The sequence below is a fragment of the Arthrobacter sp. Soil736 genome, from assembly GCF_001428005.1.
In the GTDB taxonomy this organism is placed as follows: domain Bacteria; phylum Actinomycetota; class Actinomycetes; order Actinomycetales; family Micrococcaceae; genus Arthrobacter.
In genome coordinates this window covers 109,930-130,526 of record NZ_LMSB01000056.1, presented here as the reverse complement: position 1 = coordinate 130,526, position 20,597 = coordinate 109,930, and the positions used below count along the sequence as shown (strand labels likewise).

Genomic DNA, 20,597 nt, shown 5'->3' with positions numbered 1-20,597 from the left:
TTCCAACCAGAGGACTGATCATGGCCAAAGGGATATATGTCAGTGCGACCACGCCGGGTTCGGGCAAGTCGCTCATAGCGCTGGGCCTCGCGGACACGCTCCACCGGCATGCGGACCGGATCGGCTTCTTCAAACCAGTGGTCCACGGGGACGACGCCGGGGCGGACCCCATGGTGGCGCTCATGAAATCCCGCTTCGACCTCGAGGACCAGCGCTGCCGCGGCGGGCTGACCTTCACGGAGGTCCGCGGCCTGCTCGCAGAGGGCAAGCGCGAGGACATCGACGCCCGCTGCGTGGAGATCTTCGCCGAGATGGGCCGGCACTGCGACGTGATCATCGTGGAGGGCACTGACCTCACCGGCCATGAGGCCGCCGTCGAATTCGACCTCAACGCCCGCCTCGCCAACAACCTGGCCGCCCCCGTGGTGGCGGTGGTGGGCGCGAAGGGACGCAGCGTCGCCGAGACGGCCGCCGCCGTCGACGTCGCACGGAAGGAGCTGGCGGCGGAGAAGTGCACGCTGCTGGCCATCATGGTGAACCGCGCCGATCCGAACGATGTGGACGCGATCGCCGCCGCCGTGAAGCCCGGAGCCTCCGGCCGTCCGGTCTATGTTTTCCCGGAGCTCGAGGACATTGCGCGGCCCACCACCGGCGAAGTGGGCGCCGCCCTGGGCATCCGCCAGATTGCCGGCCGCGCGGACATGGAGCGCGACGTCCGGGACGTCAAAGTGGCGGCCATGAACGTGGGCAACTTCCTGAACGTGCTCCACGACGGCGACCTGGTGATCGTCCCGGGCGACCGGGCTGACGTGATGGTGGCGTGCCTGGCGTCGTCGTTCTCGCCGGAGTTCCCCGTGCCGTCGGCGCTGATCCTCACCGGCGGTCTGGCCCCGGATGCCAACATTTACCCGCTGCTGGCGTCCGCCCCGTTCCCGGTGTTTGACACGACGGACGACACTTACACCACGGCCCGCCGGGTTTCCGAGGTCCGCAGCGAGATCTGGAGCGGGCACCGCCGGAAGGTGGCATCCGCGCTGGGCCTGTGGTCGCGGCGCGTGGACGAGGCCGAGGTCCTCGAACGCCTGCACCTGCCCCGGGCGGAGCGCATGACGCCGCTGCGGTTCCTGCACGACCTCATCGAGCGGGCCCGGTCCCAGCGCCGCCACATCGTGCTGCCGGAGGGCACGGACGTGCGGATCCTCCGGGCCGCCGAGATCCTGTACCGCCGCGACGTCTGTGACCTCACGCTGCTGGGCCGCGAAACCGACGTCAGGGAGCTCGCGGCCAGCCGGGGCATCGACCTTTCCGGCATCAACATCGTGGATCCTGCCACCTCGGAGCTGCGCCAGGAGTTCGCCGAGAAGTACGCGGAGCTGCGGGCACACAAGGGACTGGACCTGGCCCGGGCGCTGGAAGTCATGCTGGACGGCAGCTACTTCGGCACGATGATGGTCCAGCTGGGCGTGGTGGACGGCATGGTGTCCGGAGCCGCGCACACCACGGCCCACACCATCCGCCCGGCACTGGAGTTCGTGAAGACCCGCGAGGGCGTGAAGATCGTATCTTCGGTGTTCTTCATGCTCATGCCGGACCGCGTGCTGGTCTACGGCGACTGCGCCGTGAACCCGGACCCGAATGAGGAACAGCTGGCGGACATCGCGCTCGCCTCAGCGGAAACCGCGGCCCAGTTCGGCGTGGAATCCCGGGTGGCCATGCTGTCCTACTCCAGCGGCGGCTCCGGCTCGGGCGAGGCAGTGGAGAAGGTGCGGCTGGCCACCGATCTGGTGAAGAACCGCCGGCCGGAGCTGCCCGTGGAGGGCCCCATCCAGTACGACGCCGCCGTGGACGCCGCGATCGCCGCGTCCAAGATGCCCGGCTCGTCCGTCGCCGGCCAGGCCACCGTGTTCATCTTTCCGGACCTGAACACCGGCAACAACACCTACAAGGCGGTGCAGCAGACCTCCGGGGCAGTCGCCGTCGGGCCCGTCCTGCAGGGGCTCCGCAAGCCGGTCAACGATCTGTCCCGCGGCTGCACGGTGGAGGACATTGTGAACACGGTGGCCATCACCGCCGTCCAGGCCCAGGCCACGGCGGCCCAGGCGGCGGCGCCGCAGGCCACCAAGCCGGAACCCGCAGCAGCAGCAACCGTCCCGTCCGCAGAAGCCAAGGCTTAGGAGGCCCCATGCTCGTGCTCGTCATCAACTCCGGCTCGTCCTCGCTCAAGTACCAGGTGCGCGACGTCGCGGCCGGCAGCATCCTTACGGAGGGGCTGATCGAGAGGATCGGCATGTCCAACGGAGGCCAGGGCGACGGCGAAGTGGTGGGCCCGGCGGACCACGCCGAGGCGCTCGAGCAGGTGGACGCCGCGATCCACGAGGTGCTGGGTGACCGGGAGATGGACGCCGTGGGGCACCGCGTGGTCCACGGCGGCGAGCGGTTCGGCGAGCCCGTGCTGATCGACAACGAGATCACCCGCGCCATCGAGCGGCTCAACCCGCTGGCCCCGCTCCACAACCCCGCCAACGTGCTGGGCATCCGGGCCATCGCCAAGAAATGGCCGGACATGCCGCAGGTTGCCGTGTTCGACACCGCCTTCCACCGCACCCTGCCCGAGCATGCCTGGCGCTACGCCGTGCCGGACGAGCTCTACACCAACCACGGGATCCGCCGCTACGGCTTCCACGGCACTTCGCACGAATACGTCACGCACAAAGCCGCTGCGCTGCTGGACATCCCGGCAGAGGAGTTCGACGGCGTGATCGCCCACCTGGGGAACGGCGCCTCGGTCACGGCGATCCGGGGCGGCAAGTCCGTGGACACATCCATGGGCTTCACGCCGCTGGAGGGCCTGGTCATGGGCACCCGCTCCGGCGATCTCGACCCGTCCATCCTCGTGTTCCTGGCCCGCGTCGGGTGGAACGCGGAGGACCTGGACACCATGCTGAACCGCGAATCCGGGCTCAAGGGCCTGGCCGGCAACAACGACATGCGCTCGGTGGTGGAGGCCTCCGAAGCCGGCGATTCCCGCGCGGCCGTGGCGCTCGCCGTCGCGTCCTACCGGCTGGCCAAGTACATCGGCGGCTACCACGTGGCCGTGGGCGGGGCGAAGGCCTTGGTGTTCACGGCGGGGATCGGCGAGAACTCGCACCAGTTCCGTGCGCTGGTGGGGGAGAAGCTGGGTGCGCTGGGCATCGAGCTCGACGCCGGCCTCAACAGCGAGCGGTCCAAGGAACCCCGGGTGATTTCCGCCGCGTCGTCCGCCATTCCGGTGCTCGTGGTCCCCACGGACGAGGAGCGCGCCATCGCGGAGGCAACGGCCGCCGTCGTCGGGGGTTAGCCTGCCCCAAACGCGCCCCGAACCCTGGCCCCGCAACCCTTGCCCGCACCGAATCGCCAAAAATGGCCGCCTGGCGGGGGCGTCGGGCGGCCATTTTTGGTGATCGGCGGGCCGGCGGCGGCGTACCCTCGAACCATGCCCGACATCCGCCTGCCAATCCACACCGAGCGGCTGCGGCTGCGCCGGTTCGACGCCTCGGACCTGGCCGCGTTCCATGCCTACCAGTCGCTTCCGGAAACGGCGCGCTTCCTGCTGCGGGAGGCCAGGACCTACACGCAGTCCATGGAAACCGTGGGCCGGTACGCCAATTTCGCCTTCGAGAAGGAGGGCGACTGGATCTGCCTGGCCGTTGAAGCCAAGGACCGTCCCGGGCTGCTCGGTGAGGTGGTGCTCAAGTGGCTGCCCGGCGAGGGGCAGGCCGAGATCGGCTGGATCATGGCGCCGGAGGCCCGCGGCAAGGGGTACGCCACCGAGGCCGCCCGGGCGTTGCTGGACCTCGGCTTCGGCGAACTGGGCTTCCACCGGATCGATGCCAAGCTGGACGCGCTCAACACCGGTTCGGCCAGGATCTGCGAACGGCTGGGGATGCGGCTTGAGGCCACGCTCGTGGAGAACTGGCGCTACAAGGGAGCGTGGTCCACGGAGCTGATCTACGCCATGCTCGCCGAGGAGTGGCGCGCCGGCGTGCCAACCTGAGGAAAAAGCCGGTAACTCACCGCGGAGCAACGATCAGCCGGGCCAGACGTCCTGCCGCCCCAGGCGCGCCGTGAATTCGGCTTCGGGCAGCGGCCGGCTGAAGTAGTAGCCCTGCCCGCTGACGCAGCCGGTGCTTCGCAGGTGCTCGGCCTGTTCCGCGGTCTCGACGCCTTCCCAGACCGCCTCCAGCCCGCAGGCCCGGATGAGCTGGTGGATGGCCGCAATCAGGGCCGGCTGGGCGGGGTCGCTGCCCAGCGCCGTGAGCAGGGTCCGGTCCACCTTGACCCGGTCCACCGGGAGCTGCCGCAGGTAGCTGATGGAGGAGTACCCGGTGCCGAAGTCGTCGATCTCCAGGCCCACCCCGAGCTTGCGGAGGCTTGCCAGCGTGTACCGGTCGAGCTCGTTGCCCTGGATGATGGCGCTCTCCGTCAGCTCCAGGACCAGCAGTGCGGGTTCCAGGTCCGCGGAAGTGAGGGCGTCGCGGACGTCCTCGATAAACTCGAGGCGCTGCAGGTCCGCGGCCGAGATGTTGATCCGCATGGAAAAGTCGTGCTTCTTGGTTTCCGGGCCCGTCCTCCAACGCCGGAGCTGCTCCACGGAGGCCTTGAGCACCCAGTTGCCCAGCTCGGAAATGAGGCCGGTTTCCTCGGCGACCGGGATGAACTCGTCCGGCATGATCAGCCCGCGGGTGGGATGCTGCCAGCGCACCAGGGCCTCGACGCCCTCGATCCTGCCGGTGGCCAGCTCGATGATGGGCTGGTAGAAAAGCACGAGCTGCGAGCCGGAGATGGCCTCGCGCAGTTCGCCCACCAGCTGGTTGCGGAGCTGCCGGGCGTGCAGCATGGCCGGTTCGAAGATCCGCAGCTTGTTGCGGCCGTCAGCCTTGGAGGCGTACATGGCGATGTCGGCCTCCATGAGCAGTTCCTCGGAGGTCTCGCCGGGGTCCGCCATGCGCAGCCCCAGGCTGGCTCCGCAGCGGATGTTCTTGCCGTCCACCTCGATGGATCCGTTCAGGGCGTCCAGTATCCGGTTCCCCACCGCCGCGGCCTTGGCCGGCGTGGTGGAGGGAAGCAGGATGGCGAATTCGTCTCCGCCCAGCCGGGCCACCATGTCGGCGTCGCGCACGCATGACCGGATCCGCGTTCCGACGGCGGCCAGCACCTGGTCGCCCATGGAATGGCCCAGGGAATCATTGATGCTCTTGAAGGCGTCAAGGTCCAGCAGCAGCAGCGCCGGCGGCCGCCCGCCGTCGGCCGCCTCCGACTGGGCGTCGTTGAGGGCGCTGACCAGTGCGGAACGGTTGAAAAGGCCGGTCAGGGAATCGGTGAGGGCCATTTGCTGCAGCTCCAGGTGCGCAGCGTTGAGCATCTGGGTGCGGGATTCAACCCGCTCTTCCAGCTCCTGGTAGATGATCTGGAGGTCTTCGGCGAGCAGGTTGGTGCCCATGATGACCGCGTCCAGCTCATCCCGGGCGTCGGAGATTTCAATGCGCGAATGCAGCTCCCCCGAGGCGAGCCGGACAATGCCGTCGAGGAGCCGCCCCAGCCGGGGATCGCCGTCAGTGAACATTGTCCCGGAGTCTCAGCCAGTCAAGGGCTTCGCCGTCCGACGTGAAGTAGCGCGCCGGGACCGAGCCGAACTCCCCGCCCAGGAGGAAATGCCCGAGCAGCCTGTCCACGGGGCTCTCGCCAACAATCGCCCAGGCTGACACGGAGGGAATGGCCGCACAGGCGGCCCGCGCGGCGCGGCTCACGGACCCCACGCCGCTCAGTTCAAGTACGACGGCGACCCTCCGGTCACCGGCCAGCTCACCGAGATGCTCGCGCAACTGGGCGGCGGCAGCTTCATTCAGCTCCGCACCGCGGGTCACCACGGCTTTGACGGCGAGGTTCGGCAGTACCGTAACGGAGACGTCGGATGCGGATAGTCCGCCGCCGGCCGCCCGCTGCAAGGGCACTTCCGGCACAGGGCCGGGAGCCATTGTTGTTCCGGACACTTACCCCCCCTGGAGAAACTGCTGATGGTTCTCGGCCGAAGCCAAGAACGTCCGCACCGTTGCGCTCCGCTCCGACGCAGCCGCCGTATCGAACAGCGTAGCCGCCTCTTGCAGTATCTGCATGGAATCGGCACTGGAGCCTTGCGCCATGAGCGCCTTGCCCAGGATGAAGGAGGCCTCTGCGGCAGTCTGGGTTGCCAGCACGGAGAACTTGCTGCGGAGCGGCTCCAGGAGGTTGATTGCCGAATCCATGTCGCCCGTGAGGTAGTACCAGTGGGCGCGCACCAGGGACATTTCCAGCATGTCGCGTTCGCTGCCGCCCACAACCTCGGTGGCGAGTTCGGCCCGTTCGATGCAACGCAGGGTCGCGGCATCGCCGAGTTGGGCGTGCAGCCGCATTTCGGCCGAGCCCCGGTTGAAGCGGGCCCAGAGGTCCACGTCCTTCGACGGGGATAGCTGGCCCGCCGCGAGGTCATGGTAGTGGCTGCCCTCGTTGACCCGGTTGCTCAGGAACGCAACGTTGCCCATCACCCAGTAGGCCTTGCCGGCCGTGTCCTCATCTACATAGTCAGTGAGCAGCGATTCGAGGTCCAGGCACTCCCGCCATGCTTCCTCTAGCCTGCCGCTTTCAGCGAGGGCGGCGATGAGCGCCTGCTGGGCCTGGATGTGCAGGTAGACATTTTCGAAGTCTCCGGCCACGAGTCGGGCGGCGGCGGCCGCCGCCTGCACAGCCTCCGGGAGCCTTCCCACACCCTGCAGGGACACCGCCAGCAGGATATTGGCCCGGGCTCCAAGGTCCGCGGAGGAGGCAGCAACCGGATGTTCGGTGAGTTGCCGGGCCAGCTCGACGCATTCCTGAACGGATCCCTGGTCACGGAGGCATTCTGCCTGGAGCAGCACCATCTTCCACCAGCTCAGCTCATCGCCGACTTCCCGGGCCATGTCGGCGGCTTCCCCGGCCTGGGTGAAGCCTGCACTGTAGTCCCGCCGCTTCCAGCTTTCGCGGGCAGCCAATTCTGCGATCACGAAGGGGGACAAATCGCGCGGCATAGGCATGCTCTCAATTATCCATGCCGGGGCGCAGAACGCCGACGTTCCCGGGCGGAATAGCGCTTGTTACGGCCGTTACGGCGGCTGCCGGGGGCCCCGGGGAAATACTGCGAAAATGACAGCAATTGACTTGACTAAAACTTGAGATTAAGAACGTATACTGTGCCCGTAATAAGTAATTCACCTCACAACGAAAGGAACAGCGGATGAAGAAAGTAGCCGCAACACTCCTCATGACGGGCATCCTGGCTGTTGCCGGTTTCGCTGCTCCTGCGAACGCCGCACCCAAGGACAAGGACGGCACCTCGTCCTCCTCAACGGAAACGGTCAGCTACTCGCAGATCGGGTGGTGGCCCCACTAGATTCGTAGGTCTCAACCACGATTTTTATATACTGCCCCGGACCTGATGGTCTGGGGCAGTTTTTTGTCCAGGATGCCGGTGAGCCCGTGCCGGTTCTTGCTACCGTGCCCGCTAGGGTCCGGTCAGCGGCAGGTGGACGGAAACGGTGGTCCCCGAGCCCAGGGTGGAGGTCAGGTCCAGCGAACCGCCGTGGCGGTGGACGATGTCGTGGGCGATCGCCAGCCCCAGCCCGCTGCCCGGCACGGCCGCGGAGGAGGCGTTGGAGGCCCGGTAGAACCGGGTGAACACCTGGTGAATCTCCTGTTCGGGAATGCCCACGCCGGTGTCCGCGATCCTGACGACGGCGGACGGGCTGGCTTCCCCGGCAGTCTCGGGCATGACGCTGATACTGATGCGGCCGCCGTCGGGCGTGAATTTGATGGCGTTCGCCACGATGTTCGTGAAGACCTGCTCGAGCTGGGCCTCGTCGGCCTGGATCTTTACGTCCCCGTGGGAATCGGCGCCGGTGATGGTGACGTTCCGCGATTCAGCCAGCGGGCGCAGGGCCGCCACCACGATCCTCAGCACCTGGCCCAGCTCCACCTGCTTGAGGTTCAGGTTCCCGGAGCCGTCCTGCTGCGACACCGTGAGCATGTCCTCGATGAGGCGCCGGAGCCGGTCCGAGTTCCGCGAGATGACGTCCATCATGGACTCGATGCCCGGAGGCACGGGGCCGCCGGCGCCGTCGCGGATCATGTCCAGATAGGCGGTGATGGACGTCAGCGGGGTCCGGAGCTCGTGGTTGACGGTGGCCAGGAAGTCGGTTTTGGCCTTGTCCAGTTCCCGGAGCTGCTGCAGCACCTGCACCTGCGCACTGATCAGGTGGCCCTGGATGAGGCTGTGGGCGAGGTTTCCCGCCACGTGCTGGATCAGGGCGATCTCGGCCCTGGTCCATTCCCTCGGCGCGTCCAGCTGGGTGATCCAGATGATGCCCAGCGCGGAGTCGCCGTCGCCCACGGGAACCGCGATAGATGACCGGACGGAGGACAGCCCGCTCCATTTCTGCAGCCCTTCGGCGAGCGGAGATGCCTGATCGGTCTCGTGGTCCGCCACGGCAAGGACCTCGGCGTCCGCCCAGAGCGAGGTGGCCAGTTCGCGGGCCGCGTCCTCATAGGATCCCAGGGTGTCGGGAAGCGCGGGCAGCCCGGGCTTGGACCACTGGGCGCTGATCCGGGGCACGCGTGTGTCCTGGAACGTGGTGAACCAGACCTGGTCCGTCCCCAACGACTCCCCGAAGCCCCGGACAAGGTGCCCGGCCATCTGCTGGGGACTGTTGGTGCCGCGGATGGCGGCGGAAACGTTGCGGAGGCTCTCGCGCAGGAACTCCGCCTGGGCGCGGATCCGGCGGCGCTCCCGGAACCGGCCGATCAGCGTTTCGACGCGGTGGGCCAGTTCCCCCGCGTCGGCTCCGCGGGAGACGTAGTCGGCGATGCCCCACGGCTCAAGCCGCGCCATGTCAAAGTCTCCGGCGAGATCCACAATGAGGAGTACCGGTGTGCCCTCCCACAAGTAGCCGTCAGCCAGTGCCGTATCAAGAAGCACGACGGCGGCGTGGTTGCGTTCCAGCTCAGCGGCGAGGGCTCCGGCGTCGGAAGCTGTCCGGACGGTGAAGCCGGCTTCCTTGAGAACGGAAGCCGTAAAGTGCAGGCGTTCCGCATCCGGTATGGCGATGATTGCGTCGCGCGCTGCGGAAAGATGTTCCGGCGATGCCTGGACCACTGTGCCCCCTGTTGTGCGCAAGCCCTTGCGGCTACCGTGATTTTCGACTCACATTATCAGCCCGCGGACCGCGTTGGCCGCGAACGCGTGGGCCTGTAGCTTGATACTTGTCTGATAGCCACCGGGGAGGTCTTGATTGTGAATGCCGATGTCAGCGGCCGGAACACACTGTTTGACCTGGTACTGGACCCCGAGGGGCTCCTGCGGCTGACGTGGGCCAGGGGAGCGAGCATTACGGAGGCGGACGCTGAGGCCGCCATGGAGCGGGTCAATATCCTCTGCGGGGAGAGCCGCCACCCCATGCTCGTGGACATGGCAACCACCGCAGACGTGAGCCGTGCCGCGAGGGCGGTGTTCGGCCGGCCGTGCCAGGCATCGAGGATTGCGCTGCTCGGCTCCTCACCTGTGGACCGGGTCATTGCCAACTTCTTCCTGGGCGTGAGCAACATGCCGTGTCCCACGAAATTCTTCACGGCGGAGCGCGAAGCCCTCGCCTGGCTGAAGGCCGGGTAGGCCCAGGGCCCGCCGCCTTTTCCTACATCGGTTGCTCCGTAACTGCCGTTCTGGGAGTGGAAAAGGGCACTTGCGGAGCAATCGCTGCTGAATCCGGTCAGCGGGCCTGCAGCACGGAGAAGTAGCCCGGGATCTGCTCGGACCGGGTAGCGGACGTCAGCGGGCGGGTTTCGATGACGGCCGGCCCGTCCTCCACCACGTCCCACCGCAGCTCCGGAAACGCCCGCTTGCGCTGCACCGGGCCGAAACGCCCGGGCATTGGCAGGCCGCGGATTGCCTTCTCCAGCGGTGCGGGAATGGAGTGCAGCGTGGCCCCAAGATGGCAGACGTACTCGACGGCGTTGCCCCGGAAGTCCGTCTCGGCGAGAAACACGCGCCCGCGTTTGCCCACCAAGGGGTGGAGTTCCTCGGCCAGGGCAGCCTGCGCCGGGCGCTTCAGCACATGCAGGACACCCCGGATGAAGATGTTCGCGTCTCCAGCCACGCCTGCGGCGGCCAGGGCATCAGCCACCGCGCGCGATGCCCCGGGGGCGGTCATGTCTGCCGCCAGGTATGACACCCGATCCAGCCCGGCGGATTCGGAGTGCGCACGGGCAATGGCATTGGGCGAGACGTCCACGCCCAGTACATGCGGGAAGTGCGCCGCAAGCCGGCGGCTGAACGTGCCGTTGCCGCAGCCGACGTCGACAATCGGCAGGTCCGGATTCAGTTGCCTCTCCAGTTGTTCCGCGTAGCCCAGCATCTCGTGGTCGTCACCGGAGTCCCAGAGGACGTCGCCGCCGGAGCCGGTGGCGCGGACGCTGCCCCAGAACTGGTCCCAGGCGTCCCGCGGATCCCTGGGCGCCGCGGAGGACAGCTTCACCAGTTTGGGGATCAGCAGATACTTCTTCAGCGCCAAGAGCATCGTCCAAATATATGCGCTGCCTGGCGATATGCGGTGCCGGGCCCGATTCCGCACGTAGCACCGGGTCTTCTGGCTATTTTGGGCCCCTGAGCCGCGGCAGTAATCCCGGACCTTTCGCCGGTTCACCAAAAATGGCCGCCTGGGTGACCCCTTAGGCGGCCATTCTTGGTGAATCGCCACTCTCCAGAGACGTAGGCCAGGCCACAGGCCAAGCCAGGGGGCTACCGGGCAAGGGCTGTGGCTGTCGGACTGCGGGGCGGACGCTTACTTCAGGCCGGCGCCGGGCAGCAGTTCCGTGGCGCCGAGGGAATCGGCAATGAAAGCGTAGTCCCAGGCCCGTTCGTGCCACTGCACATACCGGCCCGAGGCTCCGCCGTGGCCGCCGTCCATCTCAATCTTCATGACGATCGGCTCGGTGCCCGTGGTCTTGGACCGCAGGAGCTGCACCCACTTGGCCGGCTCGACGTACAGGACACGGGTGTCATTGAAGGACGTCACGGCGGCGATCTTGGGGTAGGCCACCTCGCGGACATTCTCGTACGGCGTGTACGACTTCATGTACTGGTACACGTCCGCGTCGGTGATGGGGTTGCCCCATTCCTCCCACTCGAGCGCGGACAGCGGCAGCTCCGGATCCAGAATGGTGTTCAGTGCGTCCACGAAGGGCACCTGAGCCAGGACGGCCGCGTACTTCTCCGGCGCGAGGTTGGCCACGGCGCCCATGAGCAGGCCGCCCGCGGATCCGCCGATGGCCGCGATCCGGTCCGGCGCCGCCCAGCCGGACGCCGCCAGCCAGTCAGTGGCAGCGATGAAGTCCGTGAAGGTGTTCTTCTTGGTGAGCTTCTTGCCGTCCTCGTACCAGTGCCGGCCCAGTTCGCCGCCGCCGCGGATGTGCGCAATGACGAACACGATCCCGCGGTCCAGCAGCGAGAGCCGGGCAACGCCGAAGCCCGGGTCCATGCTCAGCTCGTAGGAGCCGTAGCCGTAGATCAGCCCGGCCGCGGTGGAATCCCGGGCAACGGACCTGCGGCGCAGCACCGAGAGCGGGACCTTGGTGCCGTCGGCGGCCTCGGCCCATTCGCGGGTTGCGACGTAGTCGGCGGGATCGTAGCCGCCCAGCACGGGGCTTTCCTTGCGGAGCAGCAGCTCCCCGGCCGGCTGTTCCGCGGTGGGGAGCACAAAGTCGTAGACGCGCGACGGCGTGAAGTAGGAGGTGTAGCCCAGCCGGATCACGGGTGCCTCGTAGTCTGAGCCGCCGACGCCTGACGTGTACAGTTCCTCTTCGAACGCCGGCTCCACGGGCGGCTCCTGGGCGGGGGTTCCCAGCCCGGCCAGGGACATCACCTGAACCCGCTCGATGGTGTCCTTGCGGATCGAGACGACCAGGTGGGTGGACGTGACACCCGCGCCGTTGACGCGGACGTCGTCGGAATGTTCGACGACGGTGGTCCAGTGCTGCTCAGCCAGCGGCTTGGTGAGCTCGGCCGGGTCAACCAGCGAGACCATCGAGTTCACGGCATTCCGGTTGTGCGTGATGACGATGCGTTCCTGGCCGTCGAGCAGGAAGGGCTCGGCCTCGTACAGGACGCGCTCGTCGCGGGAAATCACGGTGGTGAGGCGGTCCTCGGGGTCGTCAAAGCGCAGCATGCGCGTTTCGCTGTACTCGGAGCAGCCGATGCCCAGCACGAGGTGACGCCGGTCAGAGGAGAGCTCAAAGCCCAGCCACATGGCGACGTCGTCCTCCTGGTAGATCACCGCATCGTCGGCGACCGGCGTGCCCAGCACGTGCGCCTTGACCTGGTACGGCCGCCAGGAGTCATCGACCACGGTGTAGAAGATCCGGGTGCCGTCGGGGGAGAAGGAGACGCCGTAGAAGACGTTCTCAATGACGTCCGGCAGCAGCTCGCCGGTGCGAAGATCCTTGATGCGCAGGGTGAAGCGTTCGTCCCCGGAGTTGTCCACTGCGTAGGCGTACAGGTTCCCGTCCACGGTCACGGCCGTGCCGCCCACCGAGAAGAACGGCTTTCCCTCGGCTTCCACGTTGCCGTCCAGCAGGACTTCTTCGCCGGGAATTTCGACGCCGGCCTCCACCGCCGGGGGAGTCCAGTCGGCCACCGGGTTGCCGGTGTCCTGGGCCCGGACGCGGCACTGAACCCCGTATTCCTTGCCCTCCGCGGAGCGGCTGAAATACCACCAGCCATCCTTGCGGTTGGGAACCGACAAGTCCGTCTCCTGCGTGCGGCCCTTGATCTCCTGGAAGATGGCTTCGCGCAGGGGTTCCTGGTGCGCGGTGACGGCTTCCTGGTAGGCGTTCTCGGCTTTAAGGTGCGCCACGACCTCCTCGGATTCCTTGTCCCGGAGCCACTCGTAGTCATCCACGAAGGTGTCGCCGTGGTGTGTGCGCTGGGCAGGCACCTTCTTGGCGACGGGCGGCAGGGGAACGGCAGCGGCGGGGGTGGTGGCGGAGTGCTGCAGTGGAGTCTGGGTCATTCCCTCAATATATAGAGCCGCGCTGACATTTGGGCCGCCGTTCGCTACCGGGGGAGAGCCGAAAGCGTGGCCAGCTAAGGCCCCGCGAAGCCTGTCCCCGTCCCCGGCCCGGGCGTATCCTGAACTCGCGTCCGCAAACCGGAACCAATCCAGCAGCCGAGGGGCAGCCATGACCATTCCGCCAATGCCCGAACCCGACGCGTTCCCGCCGGAACCCGGCCCCGATCCCATGCCGCCGGATCCCTCGCGGCCCGCGCCGCCGAGCCCATTCCCCGCCCCGGAACCTCCGGGACCGCTGCCGGTGCCGGACCCCGGGCCGGCGCCGCTCCGCCCGGACCCGACCCGCAGCTAAAAAGCCGACTCTCCGTCAACCCGCAGTCCACAACGCGGGGGCACGCACGGCCTGATCCGAAGGATTTAGCCCATGCGTGCCCCCGCGTTGCCGTGCCGTGGGAAGACCGAAACAGGAACGTGACGCAATATTCGGTCTTTTTGCTGTTATCTGCGTCACATGCGGGTTAGGGTAGTTGTCGGTCGCAGCGTCGCGGCCGTGCATGAGGGGAGTAGTTTTCTTGAACCACAAGCTCAAGGTTTTAGTCCGGGTGGATCTCGATTGCGGTGAGGCTCAGGTCGCCGCCCAGGGGCACGTAACCGCCCAAAGCATCCAAGCTCTTTACGTCGTCATGAAGCGTGCCAACCACCTCAGGCAGGGCCTCCAGCTCGTTGTGGACGTCTCCCACGCGCGCGTCGAACCCTCGGCCCTTGAACAGCTCAGGGAATGCTCCGAAACGCACCACCTGCCGCGGTCGATCGACCCGTCGCAGTCCGAATGCAATGTCCGCGTTCTGGCACCGGCCGACGCCGGCACTCGAACCATTGCGGGCAGGGTTCCGGCAGCCGCGGCTGCTTGATGCTCACCGGCAGCTGACACCTGGCTGTCGTTACCCGGCTGTTGTTACCCGGCAGCGGGCAGCCCAGCTGGAAAGCCAGCCCTCCGTAACGAAAACCTTTCCAGGACACAGGCCTTGCAGGAAGTAAGCCCTGGGGCCGTGTCCGGGATTACTGGCTGGCGGTTTCTAACGAACGTCGCAACACCGACTCAAAGTGGTGTTGATTTGTGGGACAAAACTGCATTTCAAGCTGCGATTTATCCGCCATTCCTGGCTTACGGCCGTAGTCGCCTGACGGCTAGCTCGGTCTCTCAATGAGGGTCCATGACGCCGAGTTCATCTCGTGGCGCGGCTCATGCGCCGATTCCCGAGGCTCCCTGGGGCGCGGGCATGCCTGCGACCATTCCCGCCCACAACAGGTCTGTTGTCGCAAGGGTCAGGTCGTCCACGGATGCTCCATCGAGGAGGTTGCCCGCCGCCAGCAGTGCGGCTCCATGGAGGCTCACGAAGCATACGAGCGCGAGCCTCTCGACGTCGCCTGAGGCCAGCTCCCCGGCGTCCTGGGCTTCTACGATGAGCGCTCTGGCGACCCGCATGCCGTCTTCGCCGATGTTGCGGAGTTCATCGCTGGCATCAGGATGGTGCTTGGTGGAGTGCATCACGGCCAGCAGGACCGGGTGGGAGACCGCGAAGTCCACGTAGGCCCTCGCGATCCGGACAAAGCGTGAACGATAGCCTCCGGCAGCTTCAGACGCTCCCAGTATCCGGGCGTTCATGCCATGGAAGCCGTCAAGGGCAAGGGCATCGAGAAGCGCCTGCTTGTCACGGAAATGCTTGCCGGGCGCAGCGTGGCTCACGCCCAGGTCACGCGCGAGTTGCCGCAGGGAAAGCCCCTCGACTCCTGCTTCTTCGATGATTTCCGTTGCACGGGCGAGCAACGCCTCGCGGAGCTTGCCGTGATGGTAGGGCTGATCGGTCATGCGATCAGTATAGCCAGGATGTAGTCATTGACAACAATGGTGACACTGCCTACTATGTTGGCATTGGCTACATAGGTAGCCGCGAAACGGATCGGATTCGACATGACCATGACCTACACCGGTACTACGGCACTCATCACCGGAGCGAGCTCCGGGCTCGGTGCCGAGTTTGCCGCACGATTTGCAGCGCGCGGGGCCAACCTTGTGCTGGTCGCACGGCGGACCGACAGGCTTGAGGATCTCGCCCGGAAGCTGCGCGACGCCCACGGCATTTCAGTGACTACGCTCTCGAAGGACTTGAGCCGTCCCGGGGCCGGAGCGGAAGTCCGCGACGAGCTCGCCGGCCGGGGCATCCGCATCGACACCCTGATCAACAATGCGGGCTTCGGCACGCGCGGCCCATTGGTTGAGGAAGACCCCGCAGTCATCGCCTCCGAGATCTCCCTCAACGTGGCCTCCCTCGTCGACACCACGCGGGCATTCCTACCCGAGATGCTCGCCGCAGGGAAGGGCGCACTCATCAACGTGGCCAGCACCGCAGCATTTCAGCCGGTGCCTGGAATGGCGGTTTACGGAGCAACCAAGGCTTTCGTCCTGAGCTTCACGGAAGCGCTGGCGCACGAGACGAAGGATTCGGGCCTTCGGGTGCTCGCGCTCTGCCCTGGAGCCACCCGCACCGAGTTCTTCGACGTACTCGGGAGCCAGGCCGCAGCGGTCGGCCGGCAGCAGAGTGCCAGCGAGGTCATCGACACTGCCCTGCGCGCTCTCGATCGCCGCACTACACCCGTAAGCGTCGTCTCCGGCTGGGGTAATCGCATGCTTGCCGCCATGGCACAGCGCCTCCCCCGACACATCTCCCTCGCCATCGCCGGCAGAGCCATACAGGACTAGGGTCCCGAACGACTCAAGATATCTCAACGGCTTCTCCCCGCACGATGATCCCGCCGAACGGAGGAATATCAATGGTGAGGCTGCTCGGGCGCCCGACGTGGCTCCCTTGGAGCACCACCACCCGGCTGGGTGGTTCCACAAGCGAAAGCAGTCGGAGGTATCCGCCGAAAGCAGCGGCAGCCGAACCCGTCGCCGGATCTTCGGTGATGGCGCCCACGGGGAAGAGATTGCGTGAGTCAAACTCGCCCGCTCCGATCTCGCAGAGTGTCGTTACGGTACCGGCCCAGTTCTGGGCGTCCATCAGCGCACGCATGGCATCGGCGTCGAACGCGAATGAGTCAAAGGTCCTTCGATCAGCGAAGACCAGTATTGGATGCCAGTTTCCGGCAAAGGCGAGCAGCGGAGGGTATGCGGGGTGCAATTCGTCCCGGCCCACGCCGAGCAACCCGAGCAGAGTGTCCAGAACACCGGCTGGAAACTCGGCCACGCGAGGCTCCACGCTGGTGAAGGATGCCGTCAGGGTAGCGCCGCGGCCTGCAGATTCGATCGCGACCGGCCCCACCGACGTATCGAACATAAAGGTTCCCGTACCGTGAAGCCTCGACAGCGCGACAGCCAGGGCAATTGTGGCATGGCCGCAAAACGGCACCTCGGCAATCGGGGAGAAGTACCGCACACGGTTTCGACGGGAGTCTCCGTCAACGGTCGCCTCGGTGATAAAGACCGTTTCCGCATATCCGACATCGGCCGCGATGACCTGCATTTGAGCGTCGTCGAGACGGGTTGCATCCAATACCACTCCCGCCGGGTTTCCTCCGTCAGGCGTCGTGGCAAAGGCAGCATAGCGTAGTACGTCGGAAGTCTGATTCATCGCTACATCCTCGCACGCAAGCGTTTATGGCACCCCAGGAAAGGCCCGGCCACGCCGGGCCTTTCCGCCTTTATCGTGACCGGGCCATAGCGAATCGAAGTACGTTGACGTCGTGGGCATCCAGTGGCACGAGGCCCCGTCGGAGCTGGTATCCCCAATTCGCCTCCGCGGTGAGGTGCAGCTGGTCACGGACCGACCCCAGCTCCACGGGTGCGGTGTCAGCGTAGTTAACGCGCCGCCGGAACGGCTTGAAGTCGCCTTCATCGGCCTGCCAGATCTCGTCGTCCGCGATTTCACCCAGGGCGGTGAAGTGCCGCAGTGGGATCCGGTCGCCGAGTCGTTGGACCGGAGAGTAGAAAATGAGGGTGTCGCCGGCATGCATACGCGACAAGTTTGCCCGCTTTCCGTGACCGATCTGTGCGATACCCAGCGCGACAGCGCGTCGAACGTGCTCAGCAGATACGACTGCCAGCCATGCGCTCACTTCGCCTCCACGAGTGCAGAGCGACATTCCGTTCAGACGCCGTCATGGATCGTGATCCTGTAGCCGTCCGGATCGGCGAAGGTGAAGGTGCGCCCGAATGGCCCATCGAACAGTGCCGAGGTGATCGGTGTGCCGACCGCGGCAAGAGCATCGTGAAGCTGCTGGGCATCCGTGGCGCGGAGCCAGAGTGCAATGCCTTCTCCTGGATGGGGCACCGTGTCGAGGCTGGCTCCTGGCAGCGGTTCGCGCACCGCGAAAGAAACAGGGTGGGTATCGAAGACGACGGCGTGCGGCGGGCCGGCCTTGGATCGCGTCAGCCCCAGCTGCTGTTCGTAGAAGGCCGCCGAGCGTTGCAGATCGCGCACCTGCAGGGAAATAAAATCGGGCCCAATAGCGGCCATGGCATTGCCTCCTCGTTATGTCAGTACATTGACATATATCAAGGTATGTCAGAATATTGACATGAGTCAAGACGGCACTGGAGTAGACCTGGACACCTCGCTGGGCTATCTCCTCAAGCAGACGCACAGTGTGCTGCGCTCCGCGATGGACGGTGCGCTGCGCCCACTGGGGATGACGGTGCCGCAGTACGCGTGTCTTGAGCTCCTCGCTCAGCGGCCTGGTCTGTCCAACTCCGATCTGGCCCGCGGTACCTTCGTATCCCGGCAGTCGATGAACGTCCTCCTGCAGTCGCTCGAACGGGATCGACTGGTCGCCCGGCCGGAACAGCCATCTACCGGCAGGGTCCTCCCCGTCCAGCTCACCCCGCTGGGTCGAGAGCGACTGCAGGCCGCCAGCGCCGCTGTCAGCTCGGTGGAGACCCAAATGCGGCGGGGGCTCAACACCAGCCAAGAACGACAACTGCGGGACTTGCTCGCATCCTGCGTCAGGTCCCTATCCGAATCCTAACGAACGGAGCGGCAGGACATCATGGAAGTTGTCGTGCGCTAACTTCGAATCAGACCCAACGACTGCCGGTCGTCGTTACTTTTCCGGATTAGGGTTCTTCACGTCGCGTGAGCCGATGTCCGGCGCGCCCAGGATCTCGGCGGCGGGAGAGTGCGTCGTCTCCTGTTCGCGCACCCGCAGCTCCGGGTGGTGCAGGTCCAAGGCCGGGCGTTCCGAACGGATGCGCGGGAGGGACGTGAAGTTGTGGCGCGGCGGCGGGCAGGAGGTTGCCCATTCCAGCGACGCCCCGAAGCCCCACGGATCGTCCACTTCAACCCGCTCAGCACGGCGGGCAGTGATGAAGACGTTCCAGAAGAACGGGATGAGGGACGCTCCCAGCAGGTACGAGCCGATGCTGGAGAACTGGTTCATCCACGTGAAGTTGTCCTGCGGCATGTAATCCGCGTAGCGGCGGGGCATGCCTTCAACGCCGAGCCAGTGCTGGATCAGGAACGTACCGTGGAACCCGAGGAACAGCATCCAGAAGTGGATCTTGCCGAGGCGTTCGTTGAGCATCTTGCCCGTCCACTTCGGCCACCAGAAGTAGAAGCCGGCGAACATCGCGAACACCACAGTGCCGAACACCACGTAGTGGAAGTGCGCCACCACGAAGTAGGAGTCGGAGACGTGGAAGTCCAGCGGCGGGGAGGACAGGATGATGCCGGTCAGGCCGCCGAAAAGGAACGTGACCAGGAAGCCCAGGCTCCACAGCATGGGAGTCTCGAACGTGATTGATCCGCCCCACAGGGTGCCGATCCAGTTGAAGAACTTCACACCCGTAGGGACAGCGATGAGCATGGTCATGAACGCGAAGAACGGCAGGAGCACCGATCCGGTGACGTACATGTGGTGCGCCCACACGGTCACGGAGAGCGCGGCAATCGCGATGGTGGCGTACACCAGGCCCTTGTAGCCGAAGATCGGCTTGCGACTGAAGACCGGGAAGATCTCCACGATGCCGAAGAACGGCAGCGCGATGATGTAGACCTCGGGGTGGCCGAAGAACCAGAACAGGTGCTGCCAGAGCACGGCGCCGCCGTTTTCCGGATCATAGATGTGGGCGCCGAACCGGCGGTCGGCCCCAATGGCGAACAGCGCGGCGGCCAGCGGCGGGAAAGCCATGATCACCAGGATCGACGTCGCCAGGGCGTTCCACGTGAAGATCGGCACGCGCCACATGGTCATGCCGGGGGCGCGCATGCAGATGATGGTGGTGATGAAGTTGACCGCACCCAGGATGGTCCCGAAGCCGGACAGCGCCAGCCCGAAGACCCACAGGTCACCGCCGACGCCCGGGGTGAAGGTGGTGTTGTGCAGTGGAGCGTAGGCGAACCAGCCGAACGACGCCGCGCCCTGCGGGGTGATGAAGCCGGACATTGCGATGGTCGAGCCGAAGAGGAAGAACCAGAACGCCAGGGCATTAAGCCGCGGGAAGGCGACGTCCGGTGCGCCGAGCTGCAGCGGCATGATGACGTTGGTGAAGCCGGCGAACAGCGGGGTGGCGAACATGAGCAGCATGACCGTGCCGTGCATGGTGAACAGCTGGTTGTACTGTTCCTTGGTCACGAGGACCTGCATGCCGGGCTCGAACAGCTCGGCGCGAATGAGCAGGGCCATGACGCCGCCGAGAAGGAAGAAGATAAACGAGGCGATCAGGTACATGTACCCGATGGTCTTGTGGTCCGTGGACGTTATCCACTTGACCACCATGCTGCCCTTCTTGCGGGGCACCACTCGGGGAGCTTCGGTAGCGGTCAATCCTGCTGTGTGCTGATATGCGGTCATCGTCTGCCACTCCCCGGCATCGCGCTTCAACGCCCCTCGTCAGGGGCTGGGGTGCCGGGCCGGACCGTGAGCGGTTCGCAGCACCGACGGCATCAGGATAGCCCCCGGCGGCACCCCGGCAAAAGGGCAATCAATCAGTGCCCGGTCACTGCTCCGCGGACGGTGGTGCTTTGGCGGGACAGCAGCAGCGCCAGGGCGATCATGCCGACGCCCAACAGGAAATGCAGCCAGTTGTCCGCGGTGTTGACCGGAACAAAGTTGGCCGGCGTCTCGTGGCCGATCAGCAGGCCGTATACCCACAGGACCAGGTAGACGATTCCGCCGTACAGGAGGAAGTTCTTTGCCTGCATGGCCGTGCGGCCCATGAGGATGCCGGCCACGCCGAAGAGCATGTGGACGATGTTGTGCAGGATGGAAACCTGGAAGACGCCCAGAAGCATTGCCTCAGACATGTGCCCGGCAAAGCCCAGCGAACCGTAGTTGGTGGTTATTCCGGGGATGAAACCAAGGATGCCAACGAGCAGGAATACTGCCCCGACAGCCTGGGACGCCAGCTGCATGCGGGATCTTGCACCAGCTGTGTGATGGGTAGTAGCCATTTTGCTCTCTCCTTATTGTTGGCCGGATCAGTCCGGATTGTTG

21 protein-coding genes are annotated in these 20,597 nt (G+C 65.9%); 8 read left to right on the top strand and 13 right to left on the bottom strand.

What is annotated here, in order from left to right; genetic code table 11:
* The first annotated feature begins 20 nt into the window (after positions 1 to 20).
* From pta to ASG92_RS23885, 3 genes are all read left to right on the top strand, one after another.
* Positions 21 to 2,174: a phosphate acetyltransferase gene (gene pta, locus ASG92_RS23895; protein ID WP_056634800.1), complete on the top strand. Its 2,154-nt coding sequence runs from the start codon at positions 21 to 23 to the stop codon at positions 2,172 to 2,174.
* Positions 2,175 to 2,182: 8 nt separating this feature from the next.
* Positions 2,183 to 3,337 carry an acetate kinase gene (locus tag ASG92_RS23890; protein ID WP_056634411.1) on the top strand — a complete coding sequence of 385 codons (1,155 nt, stop codon included), beginning with the start codon at positions 2,183 to 2,185 and terminating at the stop codon, positions 3,335 to 3,337.
* A 135-nt stretch (positions 3,338 to 3,472) separates the two neighbouring features.
* Positions 3,473 to 4,033: a GNAT family protein gene (locus ASG92_RS23885; protein WP_056634406.1), complete on the top strand. Its 561-nt coding sequence runs from the start codon at positions 3,473 to 3,475 to the stop codon at positions 4,031 to 4,033.
* Positions 4,034 to 4,066: 33 nt separating this feature from the next.
* Here ASG92_RS23885 and ASG92_RS23880 read toward each other — a convergent pair whose 3' ends face one another.
* From ASG92_RS23880 to ASG92_RS23870, 3 genes are read right to left on the bottom strand one after another with little or no spacing between them, the layout of a single operon-like run.
* A complete protein-coding gene (locus ASG92_RS23880) occupies positions 4,067 to 5,602 on the bottom strand; it encodes an EAL domain-containing protein (protein WP_056634402.1) in 1,536 nt (511 codons plus the stop codon).
* Positions 5,592 to 6,029, bottom strand: a complete 438-nt coding sequence (locus ASG92_RS23875; RefSeq protein WP_157372456.1) for a hypothetical protein — start codon at positions 6,027 to 6,029, stop codon at positions 5,592 to 5,594. Before ASG92_RS23875 ends, ASG92_RS23880 begins: the two co-directional genes overlap by 11 nt.
* Positions 6,030 to 7,085: a hypothetical protein gene (locus ASG92_RS23870; protein ID WP_056634396.1), complete on the bottom strand. Its 1,056-nt coding sequence runs from the start codon at positions 7,083 to 7,085 to the stop codon at positions 6,030 to 6,032.
* Positions 7,086 to 7,285: 200 nt separating this feature from the next.
* Here ASG92_RS23870 and ASG92_RS29390 point away from each other — a divergent pair, with 200 nt between their 5' ends.
* Positions 7,286 to 7,441: a hypothetical protein gene (locus ASG92_RS29390; RefSeq protein ID WP_200952074.1), complete on the top strand. Its 156-nt coding sequence runs from the start codon at positions 7,286 to 7,288 to the stop codon at positions 7,439 to 7,441.
* Positions 7,442 to 7,552: 111 nt separating this feature from the next.
* Here ASG92_RS29390 and ASG92_RS23865 read toward each other — a convergent pair whose 3' ends face one another.
* Positions 7,553 to 9,220 (bottom strand): ATP-binding protein, encoded by a 1,668-nt coding sequence (locus tag ASG92_RS23865; protein ID WP_056634393.1) that lies wholly within the window; start codon positions 9,218 to 9,220, stop codon positions 7,553 to 7,555.
* Between the two features lie 117 nt (positions 9,221 to 9,337).
* Here ASG92_RS23865 and ASG92_RS23860 point away from each other — a divergent pair, with 117 nt between their 5' ends.
* Positions 9,338 to 9,712 carry an STAS/SEC14 domain-containing protein gene (locus ASG92_RS23860; protein ID WP_056634797.1) on the top strand — a complete coding sequence of 125 codons (375 nt, stop codon included), beginning with the start codon at positions 9,338 to 9,340 and terminating at the stop codon, positions 9,710 to 9,712.
* Between the two features lie 97 nt (positions 9,713 to 9,809).
* Here ASG92_RS23860 and ASG92_RS23855 read toward each other — a convergent pair whose 3' ends face one another.
* Complete coding sequence (locus tag ASG92_RS23855; protein WP_056634389.1) at positions 9,810 to 10,616, bottom strand: class I SAM-dependent methyltransferase; 807 nt, start codon at positions 10,614 to 10,616, stop codon at positions 9,810 to 9,812.
* A gap of 264 nt (positions 10,617 to 10,880) precedes the next feature.
* Positions 10,881 to 13,106: a S9 family peptidase gene (locus ASG92_RS23850; protein WP_200952073.1), complete on the bottom strand. Its 2,226-nt coding sequence runs from the start codon at positions 13,104 to 13,106 to the stop codon at positions 10,881 to 10,883.
* A 169-nt stretch (positions 13,107 to 13,275) separates the two neighbouring features.
* On the opposite strand from ASG92_RS23850, the gene ASG92_RS28735 reads away from it, so the two are divergent.
* On the top strand, positions 13,276 to 13,458 hold the full coding sequence (locus ASG92_RS28735) for a hypothetical protein (protein WP_157372455.1): 183 nt from the start codon (positions 13,276 to 13,278) through the stop codon (positions 13,456 to 13,458).
* Positions 13,459 to 13,699: 241 nt separating this feature from the next.
* Here the strand turns inward: ASG92_RS28735 and ASG92_RS30495 are convergent, their stop codons facing one another.
* Together ASG92_RS30495 and ASG92_RS23840 are read right to left on the bottom strand one after the other, a co-directional pair.
* Positions 13,700 to 13,900, bottom strand: a complete 201-nt coding sequence (locus ASG92_RS30495; protein ID WP_157372454.1) for a hypothetical protein — start codon at positions 13,898 to 13,900, stop codon at positions 13,700 to 13,702.
* 449 nt (positions 13,901 to 14,349) lie between these two features.
* Positions 14,350 to 14,976, bottom strand: coding sequence for a TetR-like C-terminal domain-containing protein (locus ASG92_RS23840; protein ID WP_056634381.1), 627 nt, complete (start codon positions 14,974 to 14,976; stop codon positions 14,350 to 14,352).
* Between the two features lie 102 nt (positions 14,977 to 15,078).
* Between ASG92_RS23840 and ASG92_RS23835 the strand changes: the two genes are divergently transcribed.
* On the top strand, positions 15,079 to 15,867 hold the full coding sequence (locus ASG92_RS23835; protein ID WP_056634375.1) for an SDR family oxidoreductase: 789 nt from the start codon (positions 15,079 to 15,081) through the stop codon (positions 15,865 to 15,867).
* Positions 15,868 to 15,880: 13 nt separating this feature from the next.
* Here ASG92_RS23835 and ASG92_RS23830 read toward each other — a convergent pair whose 3' ends face one another.
* From ASG92_RS23830 to ASG92_RS23820, 3 genes are all read right to left on the bottom strand, one after another.
* Positions 15,881 to 16,738 (bottom strand): PhzF family phenazine biosynthesis protein, encoded by an 858-nt coding sequence (locus ASG92_RS23830; RefSeq protein ID WP_056634372.1) that lies wholly within the window; start codon positions 16,736 to 16,738, stop codon positions 15,881 to 15,883.
* Between the two features lie 70 nt (positions 16,739 to 16,808).
* Positions 16,809 to 17,249, bottom strand: a complete 441-nt coding sequence (locus ASG92_RS23825; RefSeq protein ID WP_240987276.1) for an EVE domain-containing protein — start codon at positions 17,247 to 17,249, stop codon at positions 16,809 to 16,811.
* Positions 17,250 to 17,254: 5 nt separating this feature from the next.
* Positions 17,255 to 17,623, bottom strand: a complete 369-nt coding sequence (locus ASG92_RS23820; RefSeq protein WP_056634368.1) for a VOC family protein — start codon at positions 17,621 to 17,623, stop codon at positions 17,255 to 17,257.
* Positions 17,624 to 17,684: 61 nt separating this feature from the next.
* On the opposite strand from ASG92_RS23820, the gene ASG92_RS23815 reads away from it, so the two are divergent.
* A complete protein-coding gene (locus ASG92_RS23815; RefSeq protein WP_056634365.1) occupies positions 17,685 to 18,131 on the top strand; it encodes a MarR family transcriptional regulator in 447 nt (148 codons plus the stop codon).
* Between the two features lie 75 nt (positions 18,132 to 18,206).
* Here ASG92_RS23815 and ctaD read toward each other — a convergent pair whose 3' ends face one another.
* Together ctaD and ASG92_RS23805 are read right to left on the bottom strand one after the other, a co-directional pair.
* Positions 18,207 to 19,955: a cytochrome c oxidase subunit I gene (ctaD, locus tag ASG92_RS23810; RefSeq protein ID WP_056634362.1), complete on the bottom strand. Its 1,749-nt coding sequence runs from the start codon at positions 19,953 to 19,955 to the stop codon at positions 18,207 to 18,209.
* A 134-nt stretch (positions 19,956 to 20,089) separates the two neighbouring features.
* Positions 20,090 to 20,554, bottom strand: coding sequence for a DUF4383 domain-containing protein (locus ASG92_RS23805; protein WP_056634361.1), 465 nt, complete (start codon positions 20,552 to 20,554; stop codon positions 20,090 to 20,092).
* Positions 20,555 to 20,597 lie beyond the last annotated feature (43 nt).

What these genes read in the sequence shown, in the direction of transcription:
- ASG92_RS23850 (WP_200952073.1), bottom strand. Translation starts at nt 13,106, where the DNA reads ATGACCCAGACTCCACTGCAGCACTCCGCCACCACCCCCGCCGCTGCC.
- ASG92_RS23830 (WP_056634372.1), bottom strand. Translation starts at nt 16,738, where the DNA reads ATGAATCAGACTTCCGACGTACTACGCTATGCTGCCTTTGCCACGACG.
- ASG92_RS23880 (WP_056634402.1), bottom strand. Translation starts at nt 5,602, where the DNA reads ATGTTCACTGACGGCGATCCCCGGCTGGGGCGGCTCCTCGACGGCATT.
- ASG92_RS23855 (WP_056634389.1), bottom strand. Translation starts at nt 10,616, where the DNA reads ATGCTCTTGGCGCTGAAGAAGTATCTGCTGATCCCCAAACTGGTGAAG.
- ASG92_RS23885 (WP_056634406.1), top strand. Translation starts at nt 3,473, where the DNA reads ATGCCCGACATCCGCCTGCCAATCCACACCGAGCGGCTGCGGCTGCGC.
- ASG92_RS28735 (WP_157372455.1), top strand. Translation starts at nt 13,276, where the DNA reads ATGACCATTCCGCCAATGCCCGAACCCGACGCGTTCCCGCCGGAACCC.
- ASG92_RS23825 (WP_240987276.1), bottom strand. Translation starts at nt 17,249, where the DNA reads ATGTCGCTCTGCACTCGTGGAGGCGAAGTGAGCGCATGGCTGGCAGTC.
- ASG92_RS29390 (WP_200952074.1), top strand. Translation starts at nt 7,286, where the DNA reads ATGAAGAAAGTAGCCGCAACACTCCTCATGACGGGCATCCTGGCTGTT.
- ASG92_RS23805 (WP_056634361.1), bottom strand. Translation starts at nt 20,554, where the DNA reads ATGGCTACTACCCATCACACAGCTGGTGCAAGATCCCGCATGCAGCTG.
- ASG92_RS23835 (WP_056634375.1), top strand. Translation starts at nt 15,079, where the DNA reads ATGACCATGACCTACACCGGTACTACGGCACTCATCACCGGAGCGAGC.
- ASG92_RS23890 (WP_056634411.1), top strand. Translation starts at nt 2,183, where the DNA reads ATGCTCGTGCTCGTCATCAACTCCGGCTCGTCCTCGCTCAAGTACCAG.
- ASG92_RS23815 (WP_056634365.1), top strand. Translation starts at nt 17,685, where the DNA reads ATGAGTCAAGACGGCACTGGAGTAGACCTGGACACCTCGCTGGGCTAT.
- ASG92_RS23840 (WP_056634381.1), bottom strand. Translation starts at nt 14,976, where the DNA reads ATGACCGATCAGCCCTACCATCACGGCAAGCTCCGCGAGGCGTTGCTC.
- ASG92_RS23820 (WP_056634368.1), bottom strand. Translation starts at nt 17,623, where the DNA reads ATGGCCGCTATTGGGCCCGATTTTATTTCCCTGCAGGTGCGCGATCTG.
- pta (WP_056634800.1), top strand. Translation starts at nt 21, where the DNA reads ATGGCCAAAGGGATATATGTCAGTGCGACCACGCCGGGTTCGGGCAAG.
- ctaD (WP_056634362.1), bottom strand. Translation starts at nt 19,955, where the DNA reads ATGACCGCATATCAGCACACAGCAGGATTGACCGCTACCGAAGCTCCC.
- ASG92_RS23870 (WP_056634396.1), bottom strand. Translation starts at nt 7,085, where the DNA reads ATGCCTATGCCGCGCGATTTGTCCCCCTTCGTGATCGCAGAATTGGCT.